This is a genomic window from Staphylococcus sp. HMSC062H10, assembly GCF_001836945.1.
In the GTDB taxonomy this organism is placed as follows: domain Bacteria; phylum Bacillota; class Bacilli; order Staphylococcales; family Staphylococcaceae; genus Staphylococcus; species Staphylococcus aureus.
In genome coordinates this window covers 159,641-182,341 of the sequence record NZ_KV830972.1, presented here as the reverse complement: position 1 = coordinate 182,341, position 22,701 = coordinate 159,641, and the positions used below count along the sequence as shown (strand labels likewise).

At 32.5% G+C, this 22,701-nt stretch carries 21 protein-coding genes and 1 pseudogene; all 22 read right to left on the bottom strand.

Translation table 11 applies throughout. From position 1 onward, the window contains the following. Positions 1 to 5: 5 nt before the first annotated feature. The gene (gene rseP, locus HMPREF2658_RS03555) at positions 6 to 1,292 is read right to left on the bottom strand and encodes an RIP metalloprotease RseP (RefSeq protein ID WP_000121123.1); all 1,287 of its coding nucleotides are present in this window, start codon (positions 1,290 to 1,292) and stop codon (positions 6 to 8) included. Between the two features lie 211 nt (positions 1,293 to 1,503). Beyond that, positions 1,504 to 2,286: a phosphatidate cytidylyltransferase gene (locus tag HMPREF2658_RS03550; protein WP_000868413.1), complete on the bottom strand. Its 783-nt coding sequence runs from the start codon at positions 2,284 to 2,286 to the stop codon at positions 1,504 to 1,506. Between the two features lie 6 nt (positions 2,287 to 2,292). Beyond that, a complete protein-coding gene (locus HMPREF2658_RS03545; RefSeq protein ID WP_000473705.1) occupies positions 2,293 to 3,063 on the bottom strand; it encodes an isoprenyl transferase in 771 nt (256 codons plus the stop codon). Between the two features lie 371 nt (positions 3,064 to 3,434). Further along, complete coding sequence (gene frr, locus HMPREF2658_RS03540; RefSeq protein WP_001280003.1) at positions 3,435 to 3,989, bottom strand: ribosome recycling factor; 555 nt, start codon at positions 3,987 to 3,989, stop codon at positions 3,435 to 3,437. A gap of 18 nt (positions 3,990 to 4,007) precedes the next feature. After that, entirely contained in the window at positions 4,008 to 4,730 is a 723-nt protein-coding gene (gene pyrH, locus HMPREF2658_RS03535; protein ID WP_000057330.1) for a UMP kinase, read from the bottom strand. Positions 4,731 to 4,866: 136 nt separating this feature from the next. Continuing rightward, complete coding sequence (gene tsf / locus HMPREF2658_RS03530) at positions 4,867 to 5,748, bottom strand: translation elongation factor Ts (protein WP_000201387.1); 882 nt, start codon at positions 5,746 to 5,748, stop codon at positions 4,867 to 4,869. Positions 5,749 to 5,782: 34 nt separating this feature from the next. Further along, the gene (locus HMPREF2658_RS03525; protein WP_001789890.1) at positions 5,783 to 5,896 is read right to left on the bottom strand and encodes a hypothetical protein; all 114 of its coding nucleotides are present in this window, start codon (positions 5,894 to 5,896) and stop codon (positions 5,783 to 5,785) included. A gap of 33 nt (positions 5,897 to 5,929) precedes the next feature. Further along, positions 5,930 to 6,697, bottom strand: a complete 768-nt coding sequence (rpsB, locus tag HMPREF2658_RS03520; RefSeq protein WP_000268484.1) for a 30S ribosomal protein S2 — start codon at positions 6,695 to 6,697, stop codon at positions 5,930 to 5,932. Positions 6,698 to 6,895: 198 nt separating this feature from the next. Then, positions 6,896 to 6,988: a hypothetical protein gene (locus tag HMPREF2658_RS03515; RefSeq protein ID WP_031785459.1), complete on the bottom strand. Its 93-nt coding sequence runs from the start codon at positions 6,986 to 6,988 to the stop codon at positions 6,896 to 6,898. 50 nt (positions 6,989 to 7,038) lie between these two features. Continuing rightward, on the bottom strand, positions 7,039 to 7,812 hold the full coding sequence (gene codY / locus HMPREF2658_RS03510; RefSeq protein ID WP_000055334.1) for a GTP-sensing pleiotropic transcriptional regulator CodY: 774 nt from the start codon (positions 7,810 to 7,812) through the stop codon (positions 7,039 to 7,041). Between the two features lie 24 nt (positions 7,813 to 7,836). After that, positions 7,837 to 9,240, bottom strand: a complete 1,404-nt coding sequence (gene hslU / locus HMPREF2658_RS03505) for an ATP-dependent protease ATPase subunit HslU (protein ID WP_000379054.1) — start codon at positions 9,238 to 9,240, stop codon at positions 7,837 to 7,839. 65 nt (positions 9,241 to 9,305) lie between these two features. Beyond that, positions 9,306 to 9,851: an ATP-dependent protease subunit HslV gene (gene hslV / locus HMPREF2658_RS03500; protein ID WP_000072681.1), complete on the bottom strand. Its 546-nt coding sequence runs from the start codon at positions 9,849 to 9,851 to the stop codon at positions 9,306 to 9,308. Beyond that, entirely contained in the window at positions 9,848 to 10,744 is an 897-nt protein-coding gene (gene xerC, locus HMPREF2658_RS03495; protein WP_001015604.1) for a tyrosine recombinase XerC, read from the bottom strand. The genes hslV and xerC overlap by 4 nt, the downstream gene beginning before the upstream one ends. 417 nt (positions 10,745 to 11,161) lie before the next feature. Beyond that, positions 11,162 to 12,469 (bottom strand): methylenetetrahydrofolate--tRNA-(uracil(54)-C(5))-methyltransferase (FADH(2)-oxidizing) TrmFO, encoded by a 1,308-nt coding sequence (gene trmFO, locus HMPREF2658_RS03490; RefSeq protein ID WP_000195251.1) that lies wholly within the window; start codon positions 12,467 to 12,469, stop codon positions 11,162 to 11,164. A gap of 155 nt (positions 12,470 to 12,624) precedes the next feature. After that, on the bottom strand, positions 12,625 to 14,700 hold the full coding sequence (topA, locus tag HMPREF2658_RS03485; protein WP_001622395.1) for a type I DNA topoisomerase: 2,076 nt from the start codon (positions 14,698 to 14,700) through the stop codon (positions 12,625 to 12,627). Positions 14,701 to 14,873: 173 nt separating this feature from the next. Beyond that, positions 14,874 to 15,747, bottom strand: a pseudogene (dprA, locus tag HMPREF2658_RS03480) (DNA-processing protein DprA). 171 nt (positions 15,748 to 15,918) lie between these two features. Next, on the bottom strand, positions 15,919 to 17,163 hold the full coding sequence (fmhC, locus tag HMPREF2658_RS03470; RefSeq protein ID WP_000672866.1) for a FemA/FemB family glycyltransferase FmhC: 1,245 nt from the start codon (positions 17,161 to 17,163) through the stop codon (positions 15,919 to 15,921). Between the two features lie 27 nt (positions 17,164 to 17,190). Next, the gene (locus HMPREF2658_RS03465; protein WP_001041652.1) at positions 17,191 to 18,309 is read right to left on the bottom strand and encodes a LysM peptidoglycan-binding domain-containing protein; all 1,119 of its coding nucleotides are present in this window, start codon (positions 18,307 to 18,309) and stop codon (positions 17,191 to 17,193) included. A 228-nt stretch (positions 18,310 to 18,537) separates the two neighbouring features. Then, positions 18,538 to 19,446 carry a succinate--CoA ligase subunit alpha gene (sucD, locus tag HMPREF2658_RS03460; protein WP_000110245.1) on the bottom strand — a complete coding sequence of 303 codons (909 nt, stop codon included), beginning with the start codon at positions 19,444 to 19,446 and terminating at the stop codon, positions 18,538 to 18,540. 21 nt (positions 19,447 to 19,467) lie between these two features. Next, positions 19,468 to 20,634: an ADP-forming succinate--CoA ligase subunit beta gene (gene sucC / locus HMPREF2658_RS03455; protein ID WP_001020801.1), complete on the bottom strand. Its 1,167-nt coding sequence runs from the start codon at positions 20,632 to 20,634 to the stop codon at positions 19,468 to 19,470. A 108-nt stretch (positions 20,635 to 20,742) separates the two neighbouring features. Continuing rightward, entirely contained in the window at positions 20,743 to 21,510 is a 768-nt protein-coding gene (locus HMPREF2658_RS03450; protein WP_000176404.1) for a ribonuclease HII, read from the bottom strand. Beyond that, the gene (gene ylqF, locus HMPREF2658_RS03445) at positions 21,494 to 22,378 is read right to left on the bottom strand and encodes a ribosome biogenesis GTPase YlqF (RefSeq protein ID WP_000236716.1); all 885 of its coding nucleotides are present in this window, start codon (positions 22,376 to 22,378) and stop codon (positions 21,494 to 21,496) included. Before ylqF ends, HMPREF2658_RS03450 begins: the two co-directional genes overlap by 17 nt. Positions 22,379 to 22,701 lie beyond the last annotated feature (323 nt).

The window sequence follows — 22,701 nt, the reverse complement described above, 5'->3', positions numbered from 1 at the left end:
CTAAATTATAAGAAATATCGTCGAATATCATTCCACGTTACTAATATCATAATAACGACCATGAAAATGGCACCAATAGCAATAATCGTTGTTTCCGCTTTTTTATTAACTGGTTTTCTGAAAATCGCTTCATATATAACAAATAAAATACGACCACCGTCTAGTGCAGGAATAGGAATTAAATTCATAATACCTAAGTTTACACTTAATAACGCAGTGTATCCAATTAAGCTAATGATACCCGCTTTAACAACTGAGTCTACGTTATGATAAATACCAACCGGACCATTTAACATATCAAATGAGAATCCGCCCGTAAATATACTAGCCAACATACCTACTACAGCTGTAAAAATTAGTGTACTACCTTTCAAAAAGCTTTCAAATCCATATACAATTGGTTTGAAGAGCGTACGTTCACTCGCTGGTTGGAATCCGAGAACATACTTCGTCTCTGAACTAACTTTAGTCAGTTTTCTTTCAGTCTTTTTAGGTGTTAATTCAACTGACTTTGTTTTACCATTACGTTCAAATTTAACAGTCGTCTTATTATCTTTAACTTTATCTAACGCCTTATCAACATCATCAAATTCAGATATTTTATATTTGCCAATTTGGACAATTTTATCGCCTTTTTGTAAGCCTGCTTGTTGAGCTGGATACTTATCTGCGACTTGTTCTACAGTAGACGTAGGTGTACCTTGATAATAAGCAAGACCAATAAATAGGACTAAAGCTAATATAAAGTTAAATAACGGTCCTGCAAATAATGTTAAAAATTTCGGCCATGGCTTTTTATGTGCAAACTGTCTGTCTCTCGGAGCAATTTGAACTAAGCTACCATTTTCAACAAAGAAAGACTTTCTAGCAATTTTAAAATGATGTCTTTCATTATCATAAGCAGTAATACCTTCTATGAATAAGTCGTCTTTAAAATCACATTTTTTAACTTCGATCGCTTCAATTTGTTGAAACTTATGATGATCATCTAATATGATATGTGTTATTTCATTTTCTTCATTCAGTTTAATTTTAACGTTCATACCAGGCTCGACTGGTGGCTCTTCTAAGCCATCTCCTGCCATACGAACATATCCACCAACAGGCAATAACCTAATAGTGTAAAGTGTTTCATTTTTTCTAAAACTAAAAATTTTCGGCCCCATACCGATCGCAAATTCTGGACACATAATGCCTGCTCTTTTCGCAAAAAACATATGGCCATATTCATGAACGGTTACTAGTACACCAAAAACAATAATAAATGCAATTATTGTAACTAAATAGCTCACTCGCTACACCTCGATTGTTTATAAATTTCTTTTATTTTAAAAATGATTGCTGTATACGTAACATAAGTCATTATAATATGATACTGACAAATCACAAAATATAACGTCTAATTTTCAAAGTTAATAATGCGTATAATTTTCAAAAGGAGTTCTGAGATTCATTAAATTATCTCAGCAACTCCTCTTTACGTTTATTGATTTGTTCTCAGCATTAAGATTGTATTAATAAAATATTTAATAATGGTAACACAAACATAAAGCTGTCAAATCGGTCTAAAATACCACCGTGTCCAGGTAGTATTCGACCTGAGTCTTTAACGCCGAAATGACGCTTAAATCCTGATTCCACTAAATCACCTAATTGACCAAATAAACTTAAAATCAATGTCACTCCAAGTAATATCCATACATTCATATTGAAATCTACAAAATATAACATTGCAAGAGGCACTATCAAACTACAGAACAAGCCACCTATGAATCCTTCGATTGTTTTATTCGGACTTATTACTGGCCAAAGCTTATGTTTACCCATCATTTTACCAAATAAGTAAGCCCCTGTATCTGTAAGCCAAACAATTAAAAAGGCATATAATATGTAATGTAATCCTTCTGATCTCGTTTCATAAAAGAACATAAAACCAATGCCTACATAAGCCACAGACATTAAGCAAAATGCAGCATCCATAAAACTAAATCTGTTTTTAGATAAGACAGTATAACTTAATACAATAAAGCTCATTGCAATTAAACTTTTTAATTGAATTACTTGTACCCATGGTCCTGCATGTTGTGGCAACATAATAATGATAAGACCAACTGCACTAATTAAACCAGGAACTGAAACAAATTTAATCATATTCATATTCAACAATTCTTTTAATGCAATCAATGCTAATATATTAGCAAATATCATTAACACAAGGCCGCCTTTTAACAAGATAGGCAAGAATACGATTAAGGCAATAATAGCTGTCAGCGTTCTAACTTTCATACTATACTACTCCTCACTCAATCCGCCAAAGCGTCTTTGACGTGACTGATAAATTTTAATACATTTAATTAATTCATCTTCGTCAAAGTCAGGCCATAATTTTTGATTAAAGATAAATTCACTATACGAAACTTGCCAAATCAAGAAATTACTTATTCTTTGTTCTCCTGAAGTACGAATTAACAACTCTGGATCAGGATAGTCTTTTGTCATTAAATGATTGTTTATATATGTTTCATCTATGATATCACTATTCAAACCTTGTTGATGAAGCTCGTCAAACATATTTTTAATACTATGAACAAGTTCTGCTCTGCCACCATAATTAATTGCAAATATTAATTTTAAGCCGGTATTATTAGCTGTCTTTTCTTTAGCATTATTTATTGCTTCTATCGTTGATTTTGGCAACTTATCAGTAAATCCAATTGTTTCAACTTTGACATTTTTTTCAATTAGTTCCGGTAAAAATGTCTTTAAGAAATTGACAGGCAAATTCATAATATAATTTACTTCACTTTCAGGTCTTGACCAATTTTCAGTGGAAAAGGCATATAAAGTTAAGTACTTAACACCAATATCACTAGCTACCCTAGTAATTTTTTTTATTGTTTGCATACCTTCGTAATGACCTTTAATTCTAGGCATTTTTCGCTTCTTAGCCCATCGCCCATTACCATCCATAATAATAGCGATATGTTCAGGTATATTAGACGAGTCTAATTCTTCATTATAATTATTTATAGTGTTCTTTTTATTTATTAGCTTTTTAAACATGGTCTTTCCTCCGAGCCTGATCATCTCTGTCATATAGTATAAGTTACTAAACAATCATTATCATTTTATCATACTCATTTAATGCATTGAATAAGCAAATAAAAAAACTGTACCAAAGTCTGACTCGGTACAGTTTACACCAGAAATGTGACATACATACTGAGGTTAAAAATTACATAACTTTATTATAGCAATATACCTAATGCCTATTATTTATAAAGTATATGTTTAATTAACTTGTTTAAACACCATTTTATGCTCATTGTGAATTTAAATTATCACATGCATATTTGATTTAATTAAACATGCCCATTTTAAATGTTACATTATCGTTTAATACTGGCATTTTAATATGTCATTGTATATTAGTTTTATACTGACATAATATCTTTTTCTTTATCAGCAATCATTTGATCAATTTCTTTTATTGAATTGTCTGTTGCTTTCTGAACATCTTCAGTACCACTTCTCAACTCATCTTCAGTAATGTCGCCATTTTTTTCATCTTTTTTCAACTGATCATTCATATCACGACGAATATTTCGAACAGATACTTTAGCTTCTTCACCAATTTTCTTAACATCTTTAACGCGCTCTTTTCTACGTTCTTCTGTTAAGGCAGGTACTGCAATACGTATCACTTCGCCATCACTTGTTGGGTTGACACCTAAGTTAGCTGCTATTATCGCTTTTTCGATGTCAGCTACAGAACTTTTGTCGTATGGAGAAATAACAAGTAAACGTGCTTCTGGAACATTGATGCTTGCTAATTGTTGTACAGGTGTTGGTGCACCATAGTAATCAACTGTTACGCCGTTTAATAAATTTGAATTAGCTCTTCCTGCACTGATGTTCGCTAATTCACGTGATAAGCTTTCGATTGATTTTTGCATTCTTGATTTAGTTTCATTAATAATGTCACTCATTATTTTACACCTCTAAATTTATTTTGTAATTAACGTACCTATCTTTTCACCCATAACAGCACGTTTAATATTTCCTTCTTCCATAATAGAGAAAACAGTTAACGGAATGTTATTATCCATACAGAATGAGGATGCTGTTGAATCCATTACTTGTAAACCTTCTTGAAGCATTTGAATATGCGTTAAATGTTCATATTTAACCGCATCTTTGTTTACTTTAGGATCTGCAGAATATACACCATCTACATTATTTTTGCCCATTAAAATAACATCTGCTTCAACTTCTGCAGCACGTAATGCCGCTGTAGTATCTGTAGAGAAGTATGGGTTTCCAATACCTGCAGCAAAAATAACTACACGTTTCTTTTCTAAGTGTCTAATTGCACGACGACGAATATAAGGTTCAGCCACTTGCTTCATTTCAATAGATGTTAATACTCGTGTATCACAATCCAATTGTTCTAAACTATCTTGTAATGCTAAGGCATTCATTACAGTTGCAAGCATACCCATGTAATCAGCAGTTCCACGGTCCATACCTAAGTCACTACCTGTTTTACCTCTCCAAATGTTTCCGCCACCAACGATTACTGCGATTTCACAGTCCATTTTAGCAACTTCAGCCACTTGCTCAGCAACACTTTTAATAATTACTGGATTTATGCCAAATCCTTTTTCTCCAGCTAACGCTTCACCACTTAGTTTCAAAACTACACGTTTATATTTAGAAATTTGAGCCATTTTCTTATCCTCTCTATCGTGAATATATGTAACATATACAAGTAAAGAAGACACAGTTGTTGTTTTATTAGAATGATTTACATTTTAATAAAGCAACATTAAAGGTGTCTTCTTCCTTGTTTTACTTTATGACAGATTATTTCATTTGTCCTTTAACTTCATCCGCAAAGTTTTCTTCGCGTTTTTCCATACCTTCGCCTACTTCATAGCGTACGAAGTCAACAAGTTTTCCACCTTTTGTTTTTAAGAAAGCTTCAACTGTTACATCAGGGTTTTTAACGAAGTCTTGATCTACAGCACAAATTTCTTGTAAGTATTTACGTAAACGTCCTTCCACCATTTTTTCAACGATGTTTTCTGGTTTACCTTCATTTAATGCTTGTTGTTTTAAAACTTCTCTTTCGTGGTTGATTTCTTCTTCGCTAACTTGTTCAGAAGAAACATATTTAGGGTTGATTGCAGCGATATGCATAGCAACGTCTCTTGCTGCTTCTTCGTCAGTTGAACCTTCAACAACTGTTAATACACCAATGCGTCCACCCATGTGTAAGTAAGCACCGAAAGCATCGTTATCAGTTTTAGTTCTGATAGCAAAACGACGAACACTTAATTTTTCACCGATTGTTGAAATTGCTTCTTTAATTCTTTCATCAACTGATTTACCATTTGGTAAAGTTGTTTCCATTAAAGCTTCAACAGTTTCAGCTTTTGTATCTAATACTTGATTAGCGATTTCTTTAACTAACTCTTGGAAACCTTCGTTACGAGCAACAAAGTCTGTTTCAGAGTTGATTTCAACGATAACTGCATCGTTACCTTTAGTTTCTACATGTACTAAACCTTCAGCCGCAATACGGTCTGCTTTTTTAGCTGCTTTAGCAATACCTTTTTCACGTAGGTAATCAATCGCTTTATCGATGTCACCATCAGTTTCAGTTAGCGCTTTTTTACAATCCATCATACCCGCGCCAGTTTTTTCACGTAATTCTTTAACAAGTTTTGCTGAAATAGTTGCCATTCATTATTCCTCCAATAAGTTATCATTTTATATATTATGATTTTAGCATTATTATAGGCAAGATTGCCAATACTCTAATTGAATATTTGTAATTTGCCTCGATTTTCTTTTTAAAAAAGGTGATAAGCATTAATATCTTATCACCCATTTAAACTATATCTAAGTCAGATTCAACAGTTGATTATTCTTCAGTTGCTTCTGTTTCTTCTGATTTTTCTTTTTCATCTAAATCGATGTTTTGTTCTGCAGCTACTTCTTCATTAGAAACGCCTTGTTGACCTTCTAAGATTGCATCTGCCATTTTAGCAGTTAATAATTTAACCGCACGGATAGCATCGTCGTTTGCTGGGATAACGTAGTCAATTTCGTCAGGATCACAGTTAGTGTCAACGATACCTACGATAGGAATATTTAATTTACGAGCTTCAGCAATTGCATTACGCTCTTTACGTGGGTCAACTACGAATAATGCTTGAGGCATTGATTTCATATCACGAATTCCGCCTAAGAATTTGATTAAACGGTCGTATTCTTTTTTAAGTTCTACTACTTCTTTTTTAGGTAATACTTCGAATAAACCATCTTCTTCCATTTTTTCAATTTCAGAAATACGTTTGATTCGTTTTGAGATCGTTTTATAGTTAGTTAATAATCCACCTAACCATCTTTGGTTAATGTAGAATTGACCAGCACGTTCTGCTTCAGATTTAACTGATTCTTGTGCTTGTTTTTTAGTTCCTACGAATAAGACTTGTCCACCATCTTCTGAAACTTGTTTCAAGAAGTTGTATGCCTCGTCTACTTTTTTCACTGTTTTTTGTAAGTCGATGATATAAATACCATTTCTTTCAGTGAAGATATATTTTTTCATTTTTGGGTTCCAACGACGTGTTTGGTGGCCGAAGTGAACACCCGCTTCTAGTAATTGTTTCATTGAAATTACTGCCATTATAAATTCCTCCTATTGGTTAATTACCTCCATAGCAAACTAATGTAAAGACAATATACAAATATTGCACCCTTTACACAATCACGTTTGATATGTGTGTATTGGCTTTATAGCCGAAAATAAATATAACATAATGCCGTGTCTAAAGCAAATGTTTTTCAAGCATTTTTTCATAAATTTAAAGGTAATTCTATCATGTTAATGTGGAATATCAATTTGATTGGAAATTAGACAAAAATAAAGAAATGACTTCAACATAATCATCAAAGTCATTTCGTTGACTACTGCCAAGATAACATCGTCACGACTAGGACATTGAATTATATCCCAGACTCATCGACTTACTTACTTTTTTCTAATTCATCTAAGAATTTTTCTTTTTTAACTTTAATGAAAGTACCTTTCATTCCTAAAGAACGTGATTCAATTACACCAGCACTTTCTAATTTACGTAGTGCATTTACAATTACAGATCTAGTAATACCAACTCTATCTGCAACTTTTGATGCGATTAATAGGCCTTCCGTACCGCCAAGTTCTTCAAAGATATGTTCAATTGCTTCTTTTTCAGAATAAGATAATGAATTAATTGCCATTGTAATAGCAGCTTTATCGCGCGCTTCTTTTTCTACTTCGCTATGCTTCTCACGTAAGATTTCCATACCAATAACTGTAGCAGCATATTCACCTAATACCAAATCATTTTCATTAAAATCATCATGTACTCGACCAAGTACTAATGTACCTAATCTTTCTCCTCCACCTAAAATTGGGAAGATAGTTGTACGACTATCAATAAACAACTCTTTATTTTCAGGTGGGAAAACTGTTAATACATTGTCGATATCAATATTTGATTCTGTTTGTTTAACTTCCATTAATCGTTCTGTATATTCACTTGGAATATGTCTTTCTTCCAACATTTGAATAATTCTTTGACTTTTTAATAATTCATTTAGACTCGATCCTAAAATTTTACCTCGACGCGATACAATAAATACATTTGTTACAGTTACGCTACTAATCGTTTGTGCTACATCTTTAAAATCAACCGCAATACCTTTGTGTTTTTGAAGTAACGTGTTTAACTCTCTCGTTTTAGATAATAAGCTCATGAATTTTTCTCCTTTTGTATATTTTTATAGAATAAATGCACTTAAATCTTTGTTTGTTGAAATTGATTTTAATTTATCATCAACATATTGTGGGGTAATATCTACAACTGCATTCGGCATACTTGGTGCTTCGAATGATAAATCTTCTAGCATCTTTTCTAAAATTGTATGAAGTCGACGTGCACCAATGTTGTCTGTATCTTGATTTACTTGATAAGCAATCTCAGCTAAGCGAGTAATTGCTTCATCCGTAAAGTTTACAGTAACTTCTTCTGTTTGAAGCAATGCTTCATATTGTTTAATTAATGACAATTTTGGTTCTGTCAAAATTCTTACAAAATCTTCTACCGATAAACTATCAAGTTCAACTCTAATCGGAAAACGACCTTGCAATTCTGGTATCAAGTCACTCGGCTTAGATACATGGAAAGCTCCAGCACCTATAAACAGCATATGTTCAGTATTCACAGTACCATATTTGGTTTGAATAACGCTACCTTCAAGTATAGGTAAAATATCTCTTTGAACACCTTGTCTTGAGACATCTTGACCACTATTATGATTATTCGTCGCAACTTTGTCGATTTCATCTATAAAGATGATACCCATTTGTTCTGCTAATTCAAGCGCTTCTTGATTAGCGCTTTCTTGGTCAATTAGTTCATCCGCATAACTATCAGCTAAGATTTTCCTTGCCGTCTCAACAGCAACTTCTCGCTCAACTTTCTTTTTAGGCATTAATTGATTCATCATCTCTTGCATTTGCTGATTTTGATTTGTACCTAGCATTCCTAAAGCACCAGGATCTTGTTCTACTTTAATTCTTACCTTTTCTTTTTCAAGTTTGCCTTCTTCTAGCTGTCTCTTAATTTCAGAACGTTTTGTTTTAATTTCCTCAGTAGGTGGTTCTTCTTCATCTTCATTATTTTGTCCGAAATTTGGAATTGCACCTCCGAAAAGTGACTCTAAAGGATTATTCGTTTGAGACGCTTTCTTTTTCATACTTGGAACTAATAACTTAACAAGTTTTTCATTGGCCTTAGCTGTTGCTTCATCTTGTACCAATGATTTTTTCTGCGCCTTGACTAATCTTACTGAAACATCAACAAGATCTCTAACCATACTTTCAACATCTCGTCCTACATAACCTACCTCAGTAAATTTAGTAGCTTCTACTTTTATAAATGGCGCGCCGACAACTTTGGCCATTCTTCTTGCAATTTCAGTTTTACCAACGCCTGTTGGTCCAATCATCAAAATATTTTTAGGTGAAATTTCTTGCTTTGATTCCTCATCTAATAAACTTCTTCTGTATCGATTACGTAGGGCAATTGCCACTTTACGTTTAGCATCATTTTGTCCAACGATGTATTCATTTAATTTAGATACGATTTCTTTTGGAGTTAATCTTATTCCAGCTGTATCCATTAATTTCATTCCTCCGTCTTTTAACTAAAATTAATTGATCGTAATTATTTATCGTGCTCTGATTATTATAGTGTTTCAACAACAATATTATCGTTGGTAAAGACACAAATATCAGCCGCTACTTTCAAGCTCTCATATGCCATTTCTTCAGCAGACAAATGCGATGCATGGCGTTTCAATGCACGTCCTGCGCTTAATGCGTAGTTGCCTCCTGATCCTATAGCGATAAGGTCATCATCTGGGGCAATAACTTCGCCAGTTCCACTGACAACTAAAATAGCATCTTTATCCATTACAATTAGCATAGCTTCTAATTGACGTAATTGTTTATCGCCTCGCCATTCTTGTGCCAATTCAACAGCAGCTCTTTCTAAGTTACCACTAAACTGTTGTAATTTTGTTTCGAATTTTTCAAATAACGTAAACGCATCTGCTACACTACCTGCGAAACCAGCTAACACTTTACCTTCATATAAACGTCGCACTTTTCTAGCCGTTTGTTTCATGATGACTTGTTGACCAAGCGTTACTTGCCCATCTCCAGCCATAGCTGCTTTCCCATTATGTCTTACAGCATAAATTGTTGTTGCATGTAATGTTGTATTACTCATGTTTCATTCTCCTTTTTCGCTCGAGGATGTGCATTTAGATACACTTTTCTTAATTGTTGGTTAGATACGTGTGTATATTTACCAGTTGTTGACAAATTAACATGACCTAATAACGATTGTACTGTTCTTAGGTCTGCACCTTGATTCAATAAATGCGTTGCAAATGTATGTCTGAGCTTGTGGGGATGAATCTCACTTACGCCTGCAGTTCGTTTAACAATATCATTTAAAACATATCGTACACCGCGTTCAGTGATTGCTTCACCCTTCATATTTACAATAAGAAAATCATGATTGCATGACTGAATTGGTTTGAAATGTTCTAAATAATTTTCGATGCTTTGTCTACAATAAGCACCAAACGGTACAAAACGCTCTTTGCTCCCTTTTCCTAATACGGTAACACCATTCGCGTAAAAATCTATATCTTGTTTTTTAATATTAACTAATTCCGAAACACGGATACCTGTAGCATATAACAATTCAAGAATAACTCGATCCCGTAAACTTTTTGAAGTGTCCTCTTCTACAGTTTTAAATAACGCTTCCATTTCTTCTTCGTAAAAGAATTGCGGAAGATATTTTTCTTTTTTCGGATGTACTAATTGAACAAATGGATTAATAATGTTCTCATCAAGCGTCATCCAATATTCATAGAAAGTTCTTAACGTTGAGATTTTACGAGAAACAGATGTTCTTTTCAAATGATTTGAATATAAATAGCTCAAATAATTTCTAGCATCTTTGTATTCAAAAGTATTCAACTGTAAATGTTCTTGTTCTAAAAATTGATTAAACTGAATTAAGTCATCTTGATATGATTTCAATGTATGTTCCGAAAAATTCCGTTCAACTTTCAATGTATTTAAAAACGCTTCTTGAATATGATTCAATACATTTACCCTCCATCAATAAGAATTGTAGCATATACAGCAAAGGGCTTACAGTAATTTGATAATCAATTCTAAATCTTTTGAGAATTAAATAATTGTAACTAATCGGAAAACCTGTTAATTAGAATACCTCTTTTTTAAATTAATTACTAAAAGTCTTTATTAATAGCCTTGCCATTTATTATTTCATTGTCTTTTAAATAAAGTTTATTTAAAACATTCTCTTACATGTTACATCAATCAACTTATTGCGTGTTATTTATTTAGATATTTTTTTGAATACGAATTCTAAATTGTCAGAAATACGTAACAATTCCAAAATTAAAAAGACTAGGATAAGTATTTTCCATTTAGAAAGTCATTACTTACTCGTTGATGACTTAAGAATGAATAGCATATCTAGTCTTTCTAACTATTTTATAAAGTTTTTTTGAAATTTTCTAAGTAATCCAAAGCTCTATTAGCTTGTGCTTCATAGCGTTCTTTTTTATCTTTAATTCTAGTTTCTAAAGATGGTAATAACCCGAAGTTAGCATTCATAGGTTGGAAATTCTTATTATTTTTAGCATGAGAAATATAGTAAGCCATACTTCCAATCATAGTTTCTCTCGGAAATACTACCTCAGCTTTGCCCAATATTTTATGCGCAAGATTGATGCCTGCAACTAAGCCGCTAGCTGCGCTTTCTACGTAACCTTCAACACCAGTCATTTGTCCTGCAAACTGTATGTTTGGTTGTGAAATCAATTCATATTTCTCGTTTAATACGTCCGGTGAGTTAATGAAGGTATTTCTATGCATCACACCATATCTAACAATATCAACATTTTCTAAGCCTGGAATTAATTTAATGACTTCTTTTTGAGCTCCCCATTTTAAATGTGTTTGGAAGCCGACAATATTGTAGAGTGTGCCAGCAGCGTCATCTTGTCTTAATTGAACCACTGCATAAGGACGTTTCCCAGTCTTTGGATCTTCTAATCCTACTGGTTTCATTGGTCCAAATAGTAATGTCTTGCGCCCGCGTTCTGCCATTACTTCAAAAGGCATACAACCCTCGAAATATTTTTCTTTTTCAAATGAATTTACAGGTGCAACTTCAGCTTCTAATACTGCATCATAAAAGCGATTAAATTCATCTTCAGTCATAGGACAGTTTAAATATGCAGCTTCACCTTTATCATAACGGGACTTTAAGTAAACTTTATCCATATCAATAGATTCTTTTTCAATAATTGGAGCAGCCGCATCATAGAAATAAAGTTGATCTTTACCAGTAATGTCCACTATTTCTTGCGCAAGCGTTTCTGTAGTAAGTGGTCCTGTTGCGATAATTGTGTATCCATCTGGAATGGCATTAATTTCTTCATTAATAACTGTGATATTTTCATGATTTTTGAGTGTTTCAGTAATATAACCTGAAAAATCGTGTCTATCAACTGCTAATGCACCACCAGCTGGAACTCGTGCCTTATCAGCCGCTTCAATAATTATAGAATTCAATCTTCTCATTTCTTCTTTTAAAACACCCACACCATTAGTTAAAGCATTTCCACGTAATGAATTGGAACATACAAGTTCCGCAAATTTATCAGTATGGTGTGCTGGTGTTTGTTTAACAGGTCTCATCTCTATTAGATTAACTTTAATTCCTCTTTCAGCTAATTGATATGCCGCTTCTGAACCGGCAAGACCAGCACCTATTACATTTACAGTTTGAGTCATTTCTATACTCCTTTTATTGTCATTTATGTCTTTTAATTATGTTGTTATGTTAATATTATCCGCACTTATTTAGATTAATCCATTACTATCTTTAAAATAAGATTCACTAATGATTCTATTTAACTATCTTAAAATGTCTCTAGGAAATAAAAATATTATTTCTGCGCTGCCTCTTTATAATCGCAATTTGAACATATTACTTGTGTTGTCTTACCTTTTTTATTTTCAACAAGATATTGGTTACATTTTGGACAATCTCTTCCAATCGGCTTATCCCAAGAGATAAAGTCGCATTCAGGATATTTCGAACATCCATAAAAGACACGATTCTTTTTAGATTTTCTTTCTACGACGTCACCATCATTACATTTTGGACATTTAACACCAATTGACTTAACTATCGCTTTAGTATTACGACAATCCGGGAAGTTTGAGCAAGCCATAAACTTACCATAGCGTCCCATTTTTATAACCATAGGAGAACCACAAACTTCACAGTCTTCACCGGCTGGCTCATCTTTGATTTCAATCTTTTCCATCTCTTCTTCAGCACGTTCAACATCTTGTTTAAAACTACTAAAGAAACCGTCGATTACTTTTCTCCATGTAATGTCGCCTTCTGCAATCTTATCAAGTAACGTTTCCATATTCACTGTGAATTCCACATCAATAATCTCTGGGAAGTATTCTTTCACTTGTTCATGAACTATTTCTCCCAACTCAGTAGGAACAAAACGCTTACTTTCTAATTTGACATAGTTACGCTTTTGAATCGTATCTATTGTCGGTGCATAAGTTGATGGTCGCCCAATTTTCAATTCTTCTAGTGTTTTTACTAATCTCGCCTCAGTATATCTTGGAGGTGGTTGAGTATAGTGTTGAGCTGGTTCAATTTGAGTTGCTGTGACTTTATCACCTTGCTCTAATTTAGGCAGTTTATTTTCCTTTTCGCTATCACTATCATCTTTAGTTTCTACATAAAGTGTCATAAATCCTTTAAACTTGATTGTTTGACCATTCGCTCTAAATTTAATGTCACCTTGTGTTATATCTAATGAGACTGTATCAAGTATTGCTGGAGCCATTTGACTAGCAACAAATCGTTCCCAAATTAATTTGTATAATCGGTATTGGTCTTTCGTCAAAAATGACTTCATATCATCTGGCGTACGCATAGTACTTGAAGGTCTAATAGCCTCATGGGCATCTTGGTCACCTTGTTTCCCTGATGCTTTACGTTTAGAAGTGTAAGATTCACCGTATTTATCAGTTATATACTGTTTTGCTTCAGCTTTGGCAGTATCTGAAATACGCGTAGAATCGGTTCTCATATATGTTATTAAACCAATCGTACCTTGTTTTTTCAAATCTATACCTTCATATAATTGTTGTGCGACCATCATTGTTTTTCTAGCTTTAAAGTTTAATTTACGTGCCGCCTCTTGTTGTAATGTAGAAGTTGTAAATGGGTTTGCTGGATTACGCGTTTTTTCTTTTTTAGTCACGTTTGTAATTTCGAATTGATCTCCATCTAATGCAGCTGTAATTTTCTCAACATCTTTTTTCGTTTTTAATTTAAAAGGTTTATTTTTATAATGAAGGAATTTAGCATTGAATTTTGATTTTTTGTATCTAAATTCTCCATCAATAGTCCAATATTCTTCTGGTTTAAAGTTTCGTATTTCATTTTCACGGTCAATGACTAAACGAAGTGCAACAGATTGAACTCGACCCGCTGACAACCCTTTTTTTACTTTTTTCCATAGAACTGGCGAGATGTTATAGCCAACCAATCTATCTAATATTCGACGCGCTTGTTGTGCATCGACTAAGTTCATTTCAATTTCTCTAGGATTTTTAAAACTTTCTTTAACAGCGTCTTTAGTTATTTCGTTGAAAACAACGCGATTTTCTTTAGAATCTTCAAGCTCTAAAATTTTTGATAAATGCCAAGCAATTGCTTCACCTTCACGGTCGGGGTCACTTGCGAGAAAGACGTTTTTCGCTTTTTTTGCATGTTTTTTCAATTCTTTTACAACAGGACCTTTTCCGCGTATTGTTATATATTTTGGTTCGTAATTATCTTCAGTGTCGACACCCATTTGACTTCTTGGTAAGTCTCTGACGTGTCCCATTGAAGCTATAACTTTATATTTCTTACCTAAATACTTTTCAATGGTTTTTGCTTTTGCAGGCGATTCAACAATGACTAAATTATCTGCCAATGTCATTTCCCCCTCGCTAATCTAATTACTAAAGATAAATGATAAACGCTTAATTTTGCTTTTGTCAACGTTTTATATCTAAACAAATCATTTTCCTTGTCTATTTTTTATAGATTTTATTAAAAAATAAATTACAAAGGGTAACAAAAGAAATATGAAGCAACTCGTTATTTTTAGTTTTAAATATAGTAGTCTTCAAATATATCATTAGCGTTTAATACTACCTTAGCTCCTTCTTGGATACGTAATAAATTACCTTTTGTCATAGGATTAAACATAGATCCAGGTAAAACATAAACATTTCTATTTTGCTCTAATGCAAAATCTATCGTGATGTGACTGCCACTTTGTTCCTTAGCCTCAGTAATTAAAACCCCTTTTGACAAACCGCTGATAATTCTATTGCGCTCAGGAAATCTATATTTAGCAATTGGTGTATGTGGTGGATATTCGGATATAACTAAACCTTTTTCTTCTATTTTATTTCTTAATGCTAATGTACTTTTGGGATAATGCGTTTGATGGCCAAAGGCTAAAACTGCTATTGTAGGGAGATTGTATTTTAAAGCTATTTGATGTGCCATTGCATCAGCTCCTTGAGCAAGGCCGGAAACAATTGTTAAATATTTGCTTTTATCATTTGATAATAAAAATTCTAAAGACTGTTGGGTATAACTTGTAGAATCTCTTGCACCTACTACTGCCAAATGATGCATATTATTTATTAATTTGATGTTTCCTTTATAGAAAAGAAGTAATGGAAATTGATATATTTCTTTTAATAGCACTGGGTATTCAGTATCCATATATGTAATGTAACTTACTTTTAATTTCTGCAGTTCTTTAATAATATCGTTATGATTAAGTTTTATAAAAGCATAGTATTTACGTAATAAATGAACATTTTCTTCCCTATTCACCCATTCACATAAATAACTATCTTTTTTTTCTGCCCCCCTCTTTAATTACATTAGGATATGCCATTAAAAATTGATGAATTTGTTTAGTCGAAAAGTGTGCCCAGTATAACTTAAGCAAAAATAGTCTAATCAATAAATCAACTCCTTTTTTTAATCATACAAAATCATATTCTATTTTTGTTTTACATTTCTAATACAAAAACATTGTCGATGTAATGTTATTTTAAGGAGTAAAATACCGACTTAAAAAGTGAAAAGTATGTTGGAAAGAATTTTAAATTTCAATTTCCAACATACTTTATAATCAAACCTTATAAATAAGTTTTGCAAATTTATATAGAATTGGTCTTACTGGTTTGATGAAATCACCAATTAATTCTTCAACATGTGCATTAAAACCTTTTTTAAATTGTTGTACACCAAAATCATCCGCCTCATTACTAAAGACGCCTGTTATTCCATAAAAATTATACCTATTAATATTATGTGATTTTGCATATTTTATCATATGCCATTGTAGATGATATGCGCCCATATACTGATTATATTTAGGATTTGATCCACTTGATAGATAATAAACTTCATCATCAGTACATATAAATAAAGCAGCAGCTAAATCCAAAACAGGCCCATCTTCTAATATTAGTTCTTCGGTTTTACTAATTCTATTATTAATACTAGATAATTGCATATTTAACTGATTTAATTTTGATTTATTCTTTTTAGAATTTGGATTTTCATTTAATGCTCTGTTCACAGTCATCATTTCATTTTTGATTTTCAATAATTGTATTTTTAATTTATCTTGATATTCATTAAGATCTATACAAGCTATCTTTAACATTGCCTTATCTTTATATATTTCTTGCATTCGTTTAAAATAATCTTCATTCATGAAATGAAAACCATGTTTTTCTTCAGCCATTTGAAACAATTTATAAAATCGATTTGTTTCTTCAATAGATAAATCTTCAACCTTGACACCAATCTCAATAGTCTTTTTTATATTTCTTCTAGTTTGATATTCCATTTCTTTTAAAAGTTGATTCTCATCTTTATCTTTTAAATCCAATACAGAAATCCACCTAATTTGACTTTTATTTGAATATCCTGTTGTATAACCTTGATGGAGATACCCAATTTTCCCTAGCATCTTTACTATCACTGAATTATTATAATTCTTTATTATCCTACCATTTGCATCTCTTAAATTCTCTATTAAATATGGATCAACAAGAATAAATACTCCTCTATTTTTATAAATGAATTTAGATAATTCTTTAAAAAAGTAACAAACTAATTTAGCATCGAAATAATCAAGTAAAGGACCTCTATGAGAGTAGAAATATTTGTAGAATTTAAAAATACGTGCCTCTGTTAATAAACATGCAGCTATAACTTCATTTTTATCATTCTTCACTCCCACAATATGTGCTTCATGATTTATTTTATTTCTATAATTATATAATTCTATAGACTGTGTATAATGTTTGAAGTGCTTTTTGGTGTAGTTGGTAAATTCTTCTTCACTTAAAGTTGAAAATTTCATATTTCAATGTCCTGCCTTCGATTTAAATTATGCTTTTTTAAATGGTCTAATAAAAATCATATCATTTTCATAATTATGAACAACTTTATGTGCAACCTCTGCTTTACGCCATCCACCATTATTCCAGTTTTGATCTAAACTTTGGAACTTCATTAATTTTCCATCATAATCACCATTTAAGACAATAGCTGTATGACCATATCCTCCACCAAATCTTCCACTAAAAACCACTAAGTCCCCAGGTTCAGCTTTGAAAGTTGGTGTGTTGTGATAAATTTTAGCTTCACTATTAAAATTATTTGCATATGGTATATCTTTAGCTCCATATCCTTTTAATCCATGACCATAAAGATGATTCCAATATACATTGACTAAATCGAAACATTGCCATCCATAACTACCGTCGAAATCCCATCCTCTATTCTCTAATGTTTTCAAATAATTTAATGTACTGTTATTACTATTACTTTTATTATTTGAAGACACTGTTTTTGGTTTTGGTTCTACTAATGGTGTCATTGGCACTTTTAATTTTTGACCAATAAATATTAAATTAGGATTTGCTATATTATTTGTATTTTGAATATTTGAAACTGTAGTTTTGTATTTTAATGCTATAGCACTAAGTGTGTCACCTTTTTTTACAGTATAGATTTGTGTTTTTGGAGCTTCTCTAAAACTGTAGTAACCAAAGTAATTATTAGTACCTTTATTCACTTTCTTCTGATTAGAATTTTGAGCTTCCAAGTTTGCAATTTTAATTTCTTTAGTAGGTTCATTGTTATTAACAACTAGATTGTTACCTTGGCTTGAGTTTTTCGGAGTATTTGAAATCTTTATATCTTGATTAATTTCATTTCCATTTGAAATTGCTGATTTGTTGTCTAACTTTAAACTTGTGTCCGATGTTTTAACAACAGCTTCATTTTTTATTTTGTCTTTTGTCGTATTTTTATTAGCATTTAACTCTGATTTCGCGAATACATTTTGCTCATACGCTCTTGTAAAATCTTTAGATTTATCAATTTCATCTGCATATGCTTTGTTCGACATACCCAATGCCAAAAACATACCTATTGAAATTGACAAAATTCCAATACTAACTTTTCTAATTGAATAGCGTACTTTACTTTGTTGTTTATTCATGATGAAACACTCCTTACAATAATATATAAATATTATAACATAGTGCACTATATATTCTAATAAAAAATTTGCTTTGTTTTAGAAAGCTATTAAAGGAGGTAAAATAATTAACTTGCCTTTTCAAAATATGAAAAGCGTACTAAAATTCATCGCACGACAAATAGCCCATTTCCGATACTTTTATAAAGTATCGGAATGGGCTATAGCCATTTATATCATCTTTTAACTTTATTTATTAACTGTTAATAATGATTCATAAATACCTGCTTCTTTAGCAGCTTCAATTAATGTTGAACCAATTTCTGAAGGTGTTGCCGCTGTTTTCACACCACAACTATTTAATGTTTTAATTTTTTCTTCAGCAGTACCTTTACCACCTGAAATGATTGCACCAGCATGTCCCATACGTTTTCCAGGAGGTGCTGTTTGTCCACCGATAAAGCCTACAACTGGTTTTGTCATATTCGCTTTAATCCATTCAGCTGCTTCTTCTTCAGCTGTACCACCGATTTCACCAATCATAACAACTGCTTTCGTTTCGTCATCTTCATTGAATGCTTTTAAAACATCAATAAAGTTTGTTCCGTTGACTGGGTCTCCACCAATACCAACAGCTGTAGTTTGACCAATACCTTCTTCAGTCAATTGGTGCACTGCTTCATATGTTAGTGTACCTGAACGTGATACTACGCCAACATGACCTTTTTTGTGAATATAGCCAGGCATAATACCAATTTTACATTCATCTGCTGTAATCACACCTGGACAGTTTGGACCAACTAAACGTGTTTTTCTACCTTGTAAGTAGCGTTTAACTTTAACCATGTCTAATACAGGAATATGTTCAGTGATACAAATAACCATATCTAAGTCTGCATCAGCTGCTTCTAAAATTGAGTCTGCAGCAAATGGTGCTGGAACGTAAATGACTGAAACCGTTGCCCCAGTTTCATTTTTAGCTTCTTCAACAGTGTTGAAAACAGGAACGCCTTCAACAACTTGACCACCTTTACCAGGCGTCACACCTGCTACTATTTTCGTACCATAATCAAGCATTTGTTTTGTATGGAAAAGGGCAGTAGACCCTGTAATACCTTGTACCATTACTTTACTATTCTTATCTATAAATACACTCATCTTAGTGCTCCCATCCTTTCCTTATGCTTCTTTGACTAGTTTAACAATTTTTTGTGCACCTTCAGCCATTGTTGCTGCTGGTTCAATTGCTAATCCTGAGTCTTTTAAGATTTTTTTACCTAACTCAACATTTGTACCTTCTAAGCGTACAACTAGTGGTAAAGTTAAATCTACTTCTTTTACAGCTTCAACGATACCTTCTGCGATAACATCACATTTCATAATGCCACCGAAAATGTTTACAAAAATACCTTTAACATTTTCATCACCTAAAATGATTTTAAATGCTTCAGTTACTTTTTCTCTAGTAGCGCTTCCGCCTGCATCTAAGAAATTGGCTGGGTTTCCACCGAAATGATTAATCGTATCCATTGTTGCCATGGCTAAACCTGCACCATTCACCATACATCCGATGTCACCATCTAATGCAATGTATGATAAATCATGTTTAGACGCTTCAATCTCTTTCGGATCTTCTTCTTCTAAATCACGTAATTCTACAACATCTTTATGTCTGAATAATGCATTATCATCAAAATTAATTTTAGCATCTAATGCCAATACATCACCATCAGCTGTTGTAACTAATGGGTTGATTTCTACGATTGAACAATCTTTTTCAATGAATACATTATAAAGTGCTAATAAGAATTTAGCAGCTTTGTTAACAGATTCTTTAGGAATATTAATATTAAACGCAATTCGTCTTGCTTGGAATGGTGAAAGTCCGATTACTGGATCGATAGTTTCTTTGAAGATCTTTTCAGGAGTCTTCGCAGCAACTTCTTCAATCTCAGTGCCCCCTTCTTCAGACGCCATCAATGTTACTTGGTCAGTCGCACGATCAATAACGAATCCAACGTAATATTCTTTTTGAATAGCACAACCTTCTTCGATATATAAACGCTTAATTTCTTTACCTTCTGGACCAGTTTGATGTGTCACCAAAGTTTTCCCTAATAATTCTTTTGCATATGTTTCTACCTCAGATAAAGATTTAGCAATTTTTACTCCGCCTGCTTTACCTCTACCTCCAGCATGAATTTGTGCTTTTACAACATATACATCAGAATTTAATTCTTTTGCTTTCTCCACCGCTTCTTCAGCAGTAAATGCTACTCGTCCTTCTGGAACTGCAACGCCCATTGAACGAAATATTTCTTTACCTTGATACTCGTGGATATTCATCTTCCATCCTCCTGTTACTTAGGTTAAGTTCCCTTACAATTATAAAAAATGTAAGCGCTATTGTAAACTTAAATGCTACTTTTTTATCATTTAATTGAATTTTACGATTTACATTAATGATTTTATAGGTTCAAAGCTTTTTCTATGCTCTTTCATAATGCCAATATCATCGATTGCTAGTAAATGTTGTTTGGTACCGTAACCCGCATTTTTTTCAAAACCATATTCAGGATAATCTTTAGATAACTGTGTCATATAATCATCACGAAAAACCTTTGCCATGATGCTTGCAGCTGCAATAGATACACTTCTTGCATCACCCTTGATTAAAGATACTTGAGTCAGTGCATTATCAAGCGTCATCGCGTCTATCAATAAATGCGTTGGTTGTACTGATAATCCATCAATAGCTCGCTGCATGGCGATTTGAGTTGCTTTATAAATATTAAATTCATCTATTTCTTCAGCTGTCGCGATACCATATGCAAAAGCAGTAACTTCATTTTTTAGTGCTTCATTTAATTCTAAACGTTTCGTAACAGGTACTTTTTTCGAGTCATCAAGGCCCAAATAATTGTGATTTGAATTTAAAATTGTTGCACATGCAACGACTGGACCTGCTAAAGGTCCTCTTCCAACTTCATCAATACCACAAATAATAGCATTAGGATTCTCTTTTAATATTTCATTTTCAAAGTAAGTCATTTCAACATACTTTTCTTTTAAAGTTTGTTCTTTTTCTAACGCTTTTCTTCGTCTGGCTATGGTATTTTGTACACCTTTTCGCTCATCTAAAAAGCATTCATGATTTTCTAATTCTTCTATTGTATTAACCGCATTAATCAACTGCGTTACTTCTTTAATTGTTAGCGTCATTTGCTAATTCCTCAGTCATATCTTTAAAAATATCAAAACAATAATTTCCTATTTTAGCATTTCGAATATCATAAATAATCAGTTCAATGACTGCTTCGTAATCAATTTCATTACCACGTCGAATTAAGCCACGTTTTTTCCCTATCGCATCAAACCACGCTATGATTTCTGCATCATCAGGAACTTCGATTTTATAATGTGCTTTTAAGCGTGCTAAATCATTTTGAATTAAAAAGTTCAGACCATAGATGGCAACTTCATCTAAGTGCACAATACTATCTTTAATCGCGCCTGTTAAACTCAACTTCTTACCGACTTCTTCATCTTCAAATTTAGGCCAAAGAATCCCTGGTGTATCTAATAGTTGTAATGCATTACCAACTTTAATCCATTGTTGTTGTTTGGTCACACCTGGTTTATTACCAGTCTGTGCAATACTACGCTTTGCCAATTTATTTATTAATGTGGATTTACCAACATTTGGAATTCCAACAATCATCGCTCTAATCGCTCTTGGCTTAAGTCCTTTTGCTTTTTCACGTTCAAATTTTTCAGCAGTCGCCTTAATTGCTGCAGCTTCCACTTTCTTTAAATTTTTACCGTGCTTAGCATCCACTGATACAGGATAGTATCCTTTATCAATAAAAAATTGTTCCCATTTTGACATCTCATTTAAATTAGACATATCTTTTTTATTTAATATAACAACACGTGGTTTTTGGTTAATAACTTCATCTATCATAGGGTTTCTTGAACTATATGGAATTCTTGCATCTACTAGTTCAAACACTACATCTACTTTTTTTAATTGTTCACTTACTTCTCTTTTGGCTTTCGCCATATGTCCTGGATACCATTGAATAACCATTCAATTCACCTTACTTTCGTCAATTCTTTTCTCATTATTAAAATCTATAACCTGTTAATTATAGAACAAATTCATTAATTCAACTATATTTATTTTAACATTGTCACACTTCTTAACAATGCTTTAGATTTAGGTATGAGTGATTATTCCAAGTTTTCTATAATTAAAAATTATCATTTATTAAATCTAAGCTGCTTATTAGGTGATATTCAATTAATACAGTATGACATTTTTATTATTCAATATATTTGTTTAATGATAAACTAAAAATAATCCAAAGTTTAAGTAACTATGATAAGGTATCTGTTCCACAGTCATCTTTG

Bases quoted from the DNA above. Each gene is read 5' to 3' on its own strand.
- topA (WP_001622395.1), bottom strand. From the start codon at position 14,700: ATGACATTGGCAGATAATTTAGTCATTGTTGAATCGCCTGCAAAAGCA.
- hslV (WP_000072681.1), bottom strand. From the start codon at position 9,851: ATGAGTAATACAACATTACATGCAACAACAATTTATGCTGTAAGACAT.
- fmhC (WP_000672866.1), bottom strand. From the start codon at position 17,163: ATGAAATTTTCAACTTTAAGTGAAGAAGAATTTACCAACTACACCAAA.
- trmFO (WP_000195251.1), bottom strand. From the start codon at position 12,469: ATGACTCAAACTGTAAATGTAATAGGTGCTGGTCTTGCCGGTTCAGAA.
- hslU (WP_000379054.1), bottom strand. From the start codon at position 9,240: ATGGATACAGCTGGAATAAGATTAACTCCAAAAGAAATCGTATCTAAA.
- tsf (WP_000201387.1), bottom strand. From the start codon at position 5,748: ATGGCAACTATTTCAGCAAAACTTGTTAAAGAATTACGTGAAAAAACT.
- sucD (WP_000110245.1), bottom strand. From the start codon at position 19,446: ATGAGTGTATTTATAGATAAGAATAGTAAAGTAATGGTACAAGGTATT.
- rpsB (WP_000268484.1), bottom strand. From the start codon at position 6,697: ATGGCAGTAATTTCAATGAAACAATTACTAGAAGCGGGTGTTCACTTC.
- HMPREF2658_RS03450 (WP_000176404.1), bottom strand. From the start codon at position 21,510: ATGACGCTAACAATTAAAGAAGTAACGCAGTTGATTAATGCGGTTAAT.
- sucC (WP_001020801.1), bottom strand. From the start codon at position 20,634: ATGAATATCCACGAGTATCAAGGTAAAGAAATATTTCGTTCAATGGGC.
- frr (WP_001280003.1), bottom strand. From the start codon at position 3,989: ATGAGTGACATTATTAATGAAACTAAATCAAGAATGCAAAAATCAATC.
- ylqF (WP_000236716.1), bottom strand. From the start codon at position 22,378: ATGGTTATTCAATGGTATCCAGGACATATGGCGAAAGCCAAAAGAGAA.
- HMPREF2658_RS03550 (WP_000868413.1), bottom strand. From the start codon at position 2,286: ATGAAAGTTAGAACGCTGACAGCTATTATTGCCTTAATCGTATTCTTG.
- HMPREF2658_RS03465 (WP_001041652.1), bottom strand. From the start codon at position 18,309: ATGAATAAACAACAAAGTAAAGTACGCTATTCAATTAGAAAAGTTAGT.
- HMPREF2658_RS03525 (WP_001789890.1), bottom strand. From the start codon at position 5,896: ATGGGTGATAAGATATTAATGCTTATCACCTTTTTTAAAAAGAAAATC.
- codY (WP_000055334.1), bottom strand. From the start codon at position 7,812: ATGAGCTTATTATCTAAAACGAGAGAGTTAAACACGTTACTTCAAAAA.
- pyrH (WP_000057330.1), bottom strand. From the start codon at position 4,730: ATGGCTCAAATTTCTAAATATAAACGTGTAGTTTTGAAACTAAGTGGT.
- HMPREF2658_RS03545 (WP_000473705.1), bottom strand. From the start codon at position 3,063: ATGTTTAAAAAGCTAATAAATAAAAAGAACACTATAAATAATTATAAT.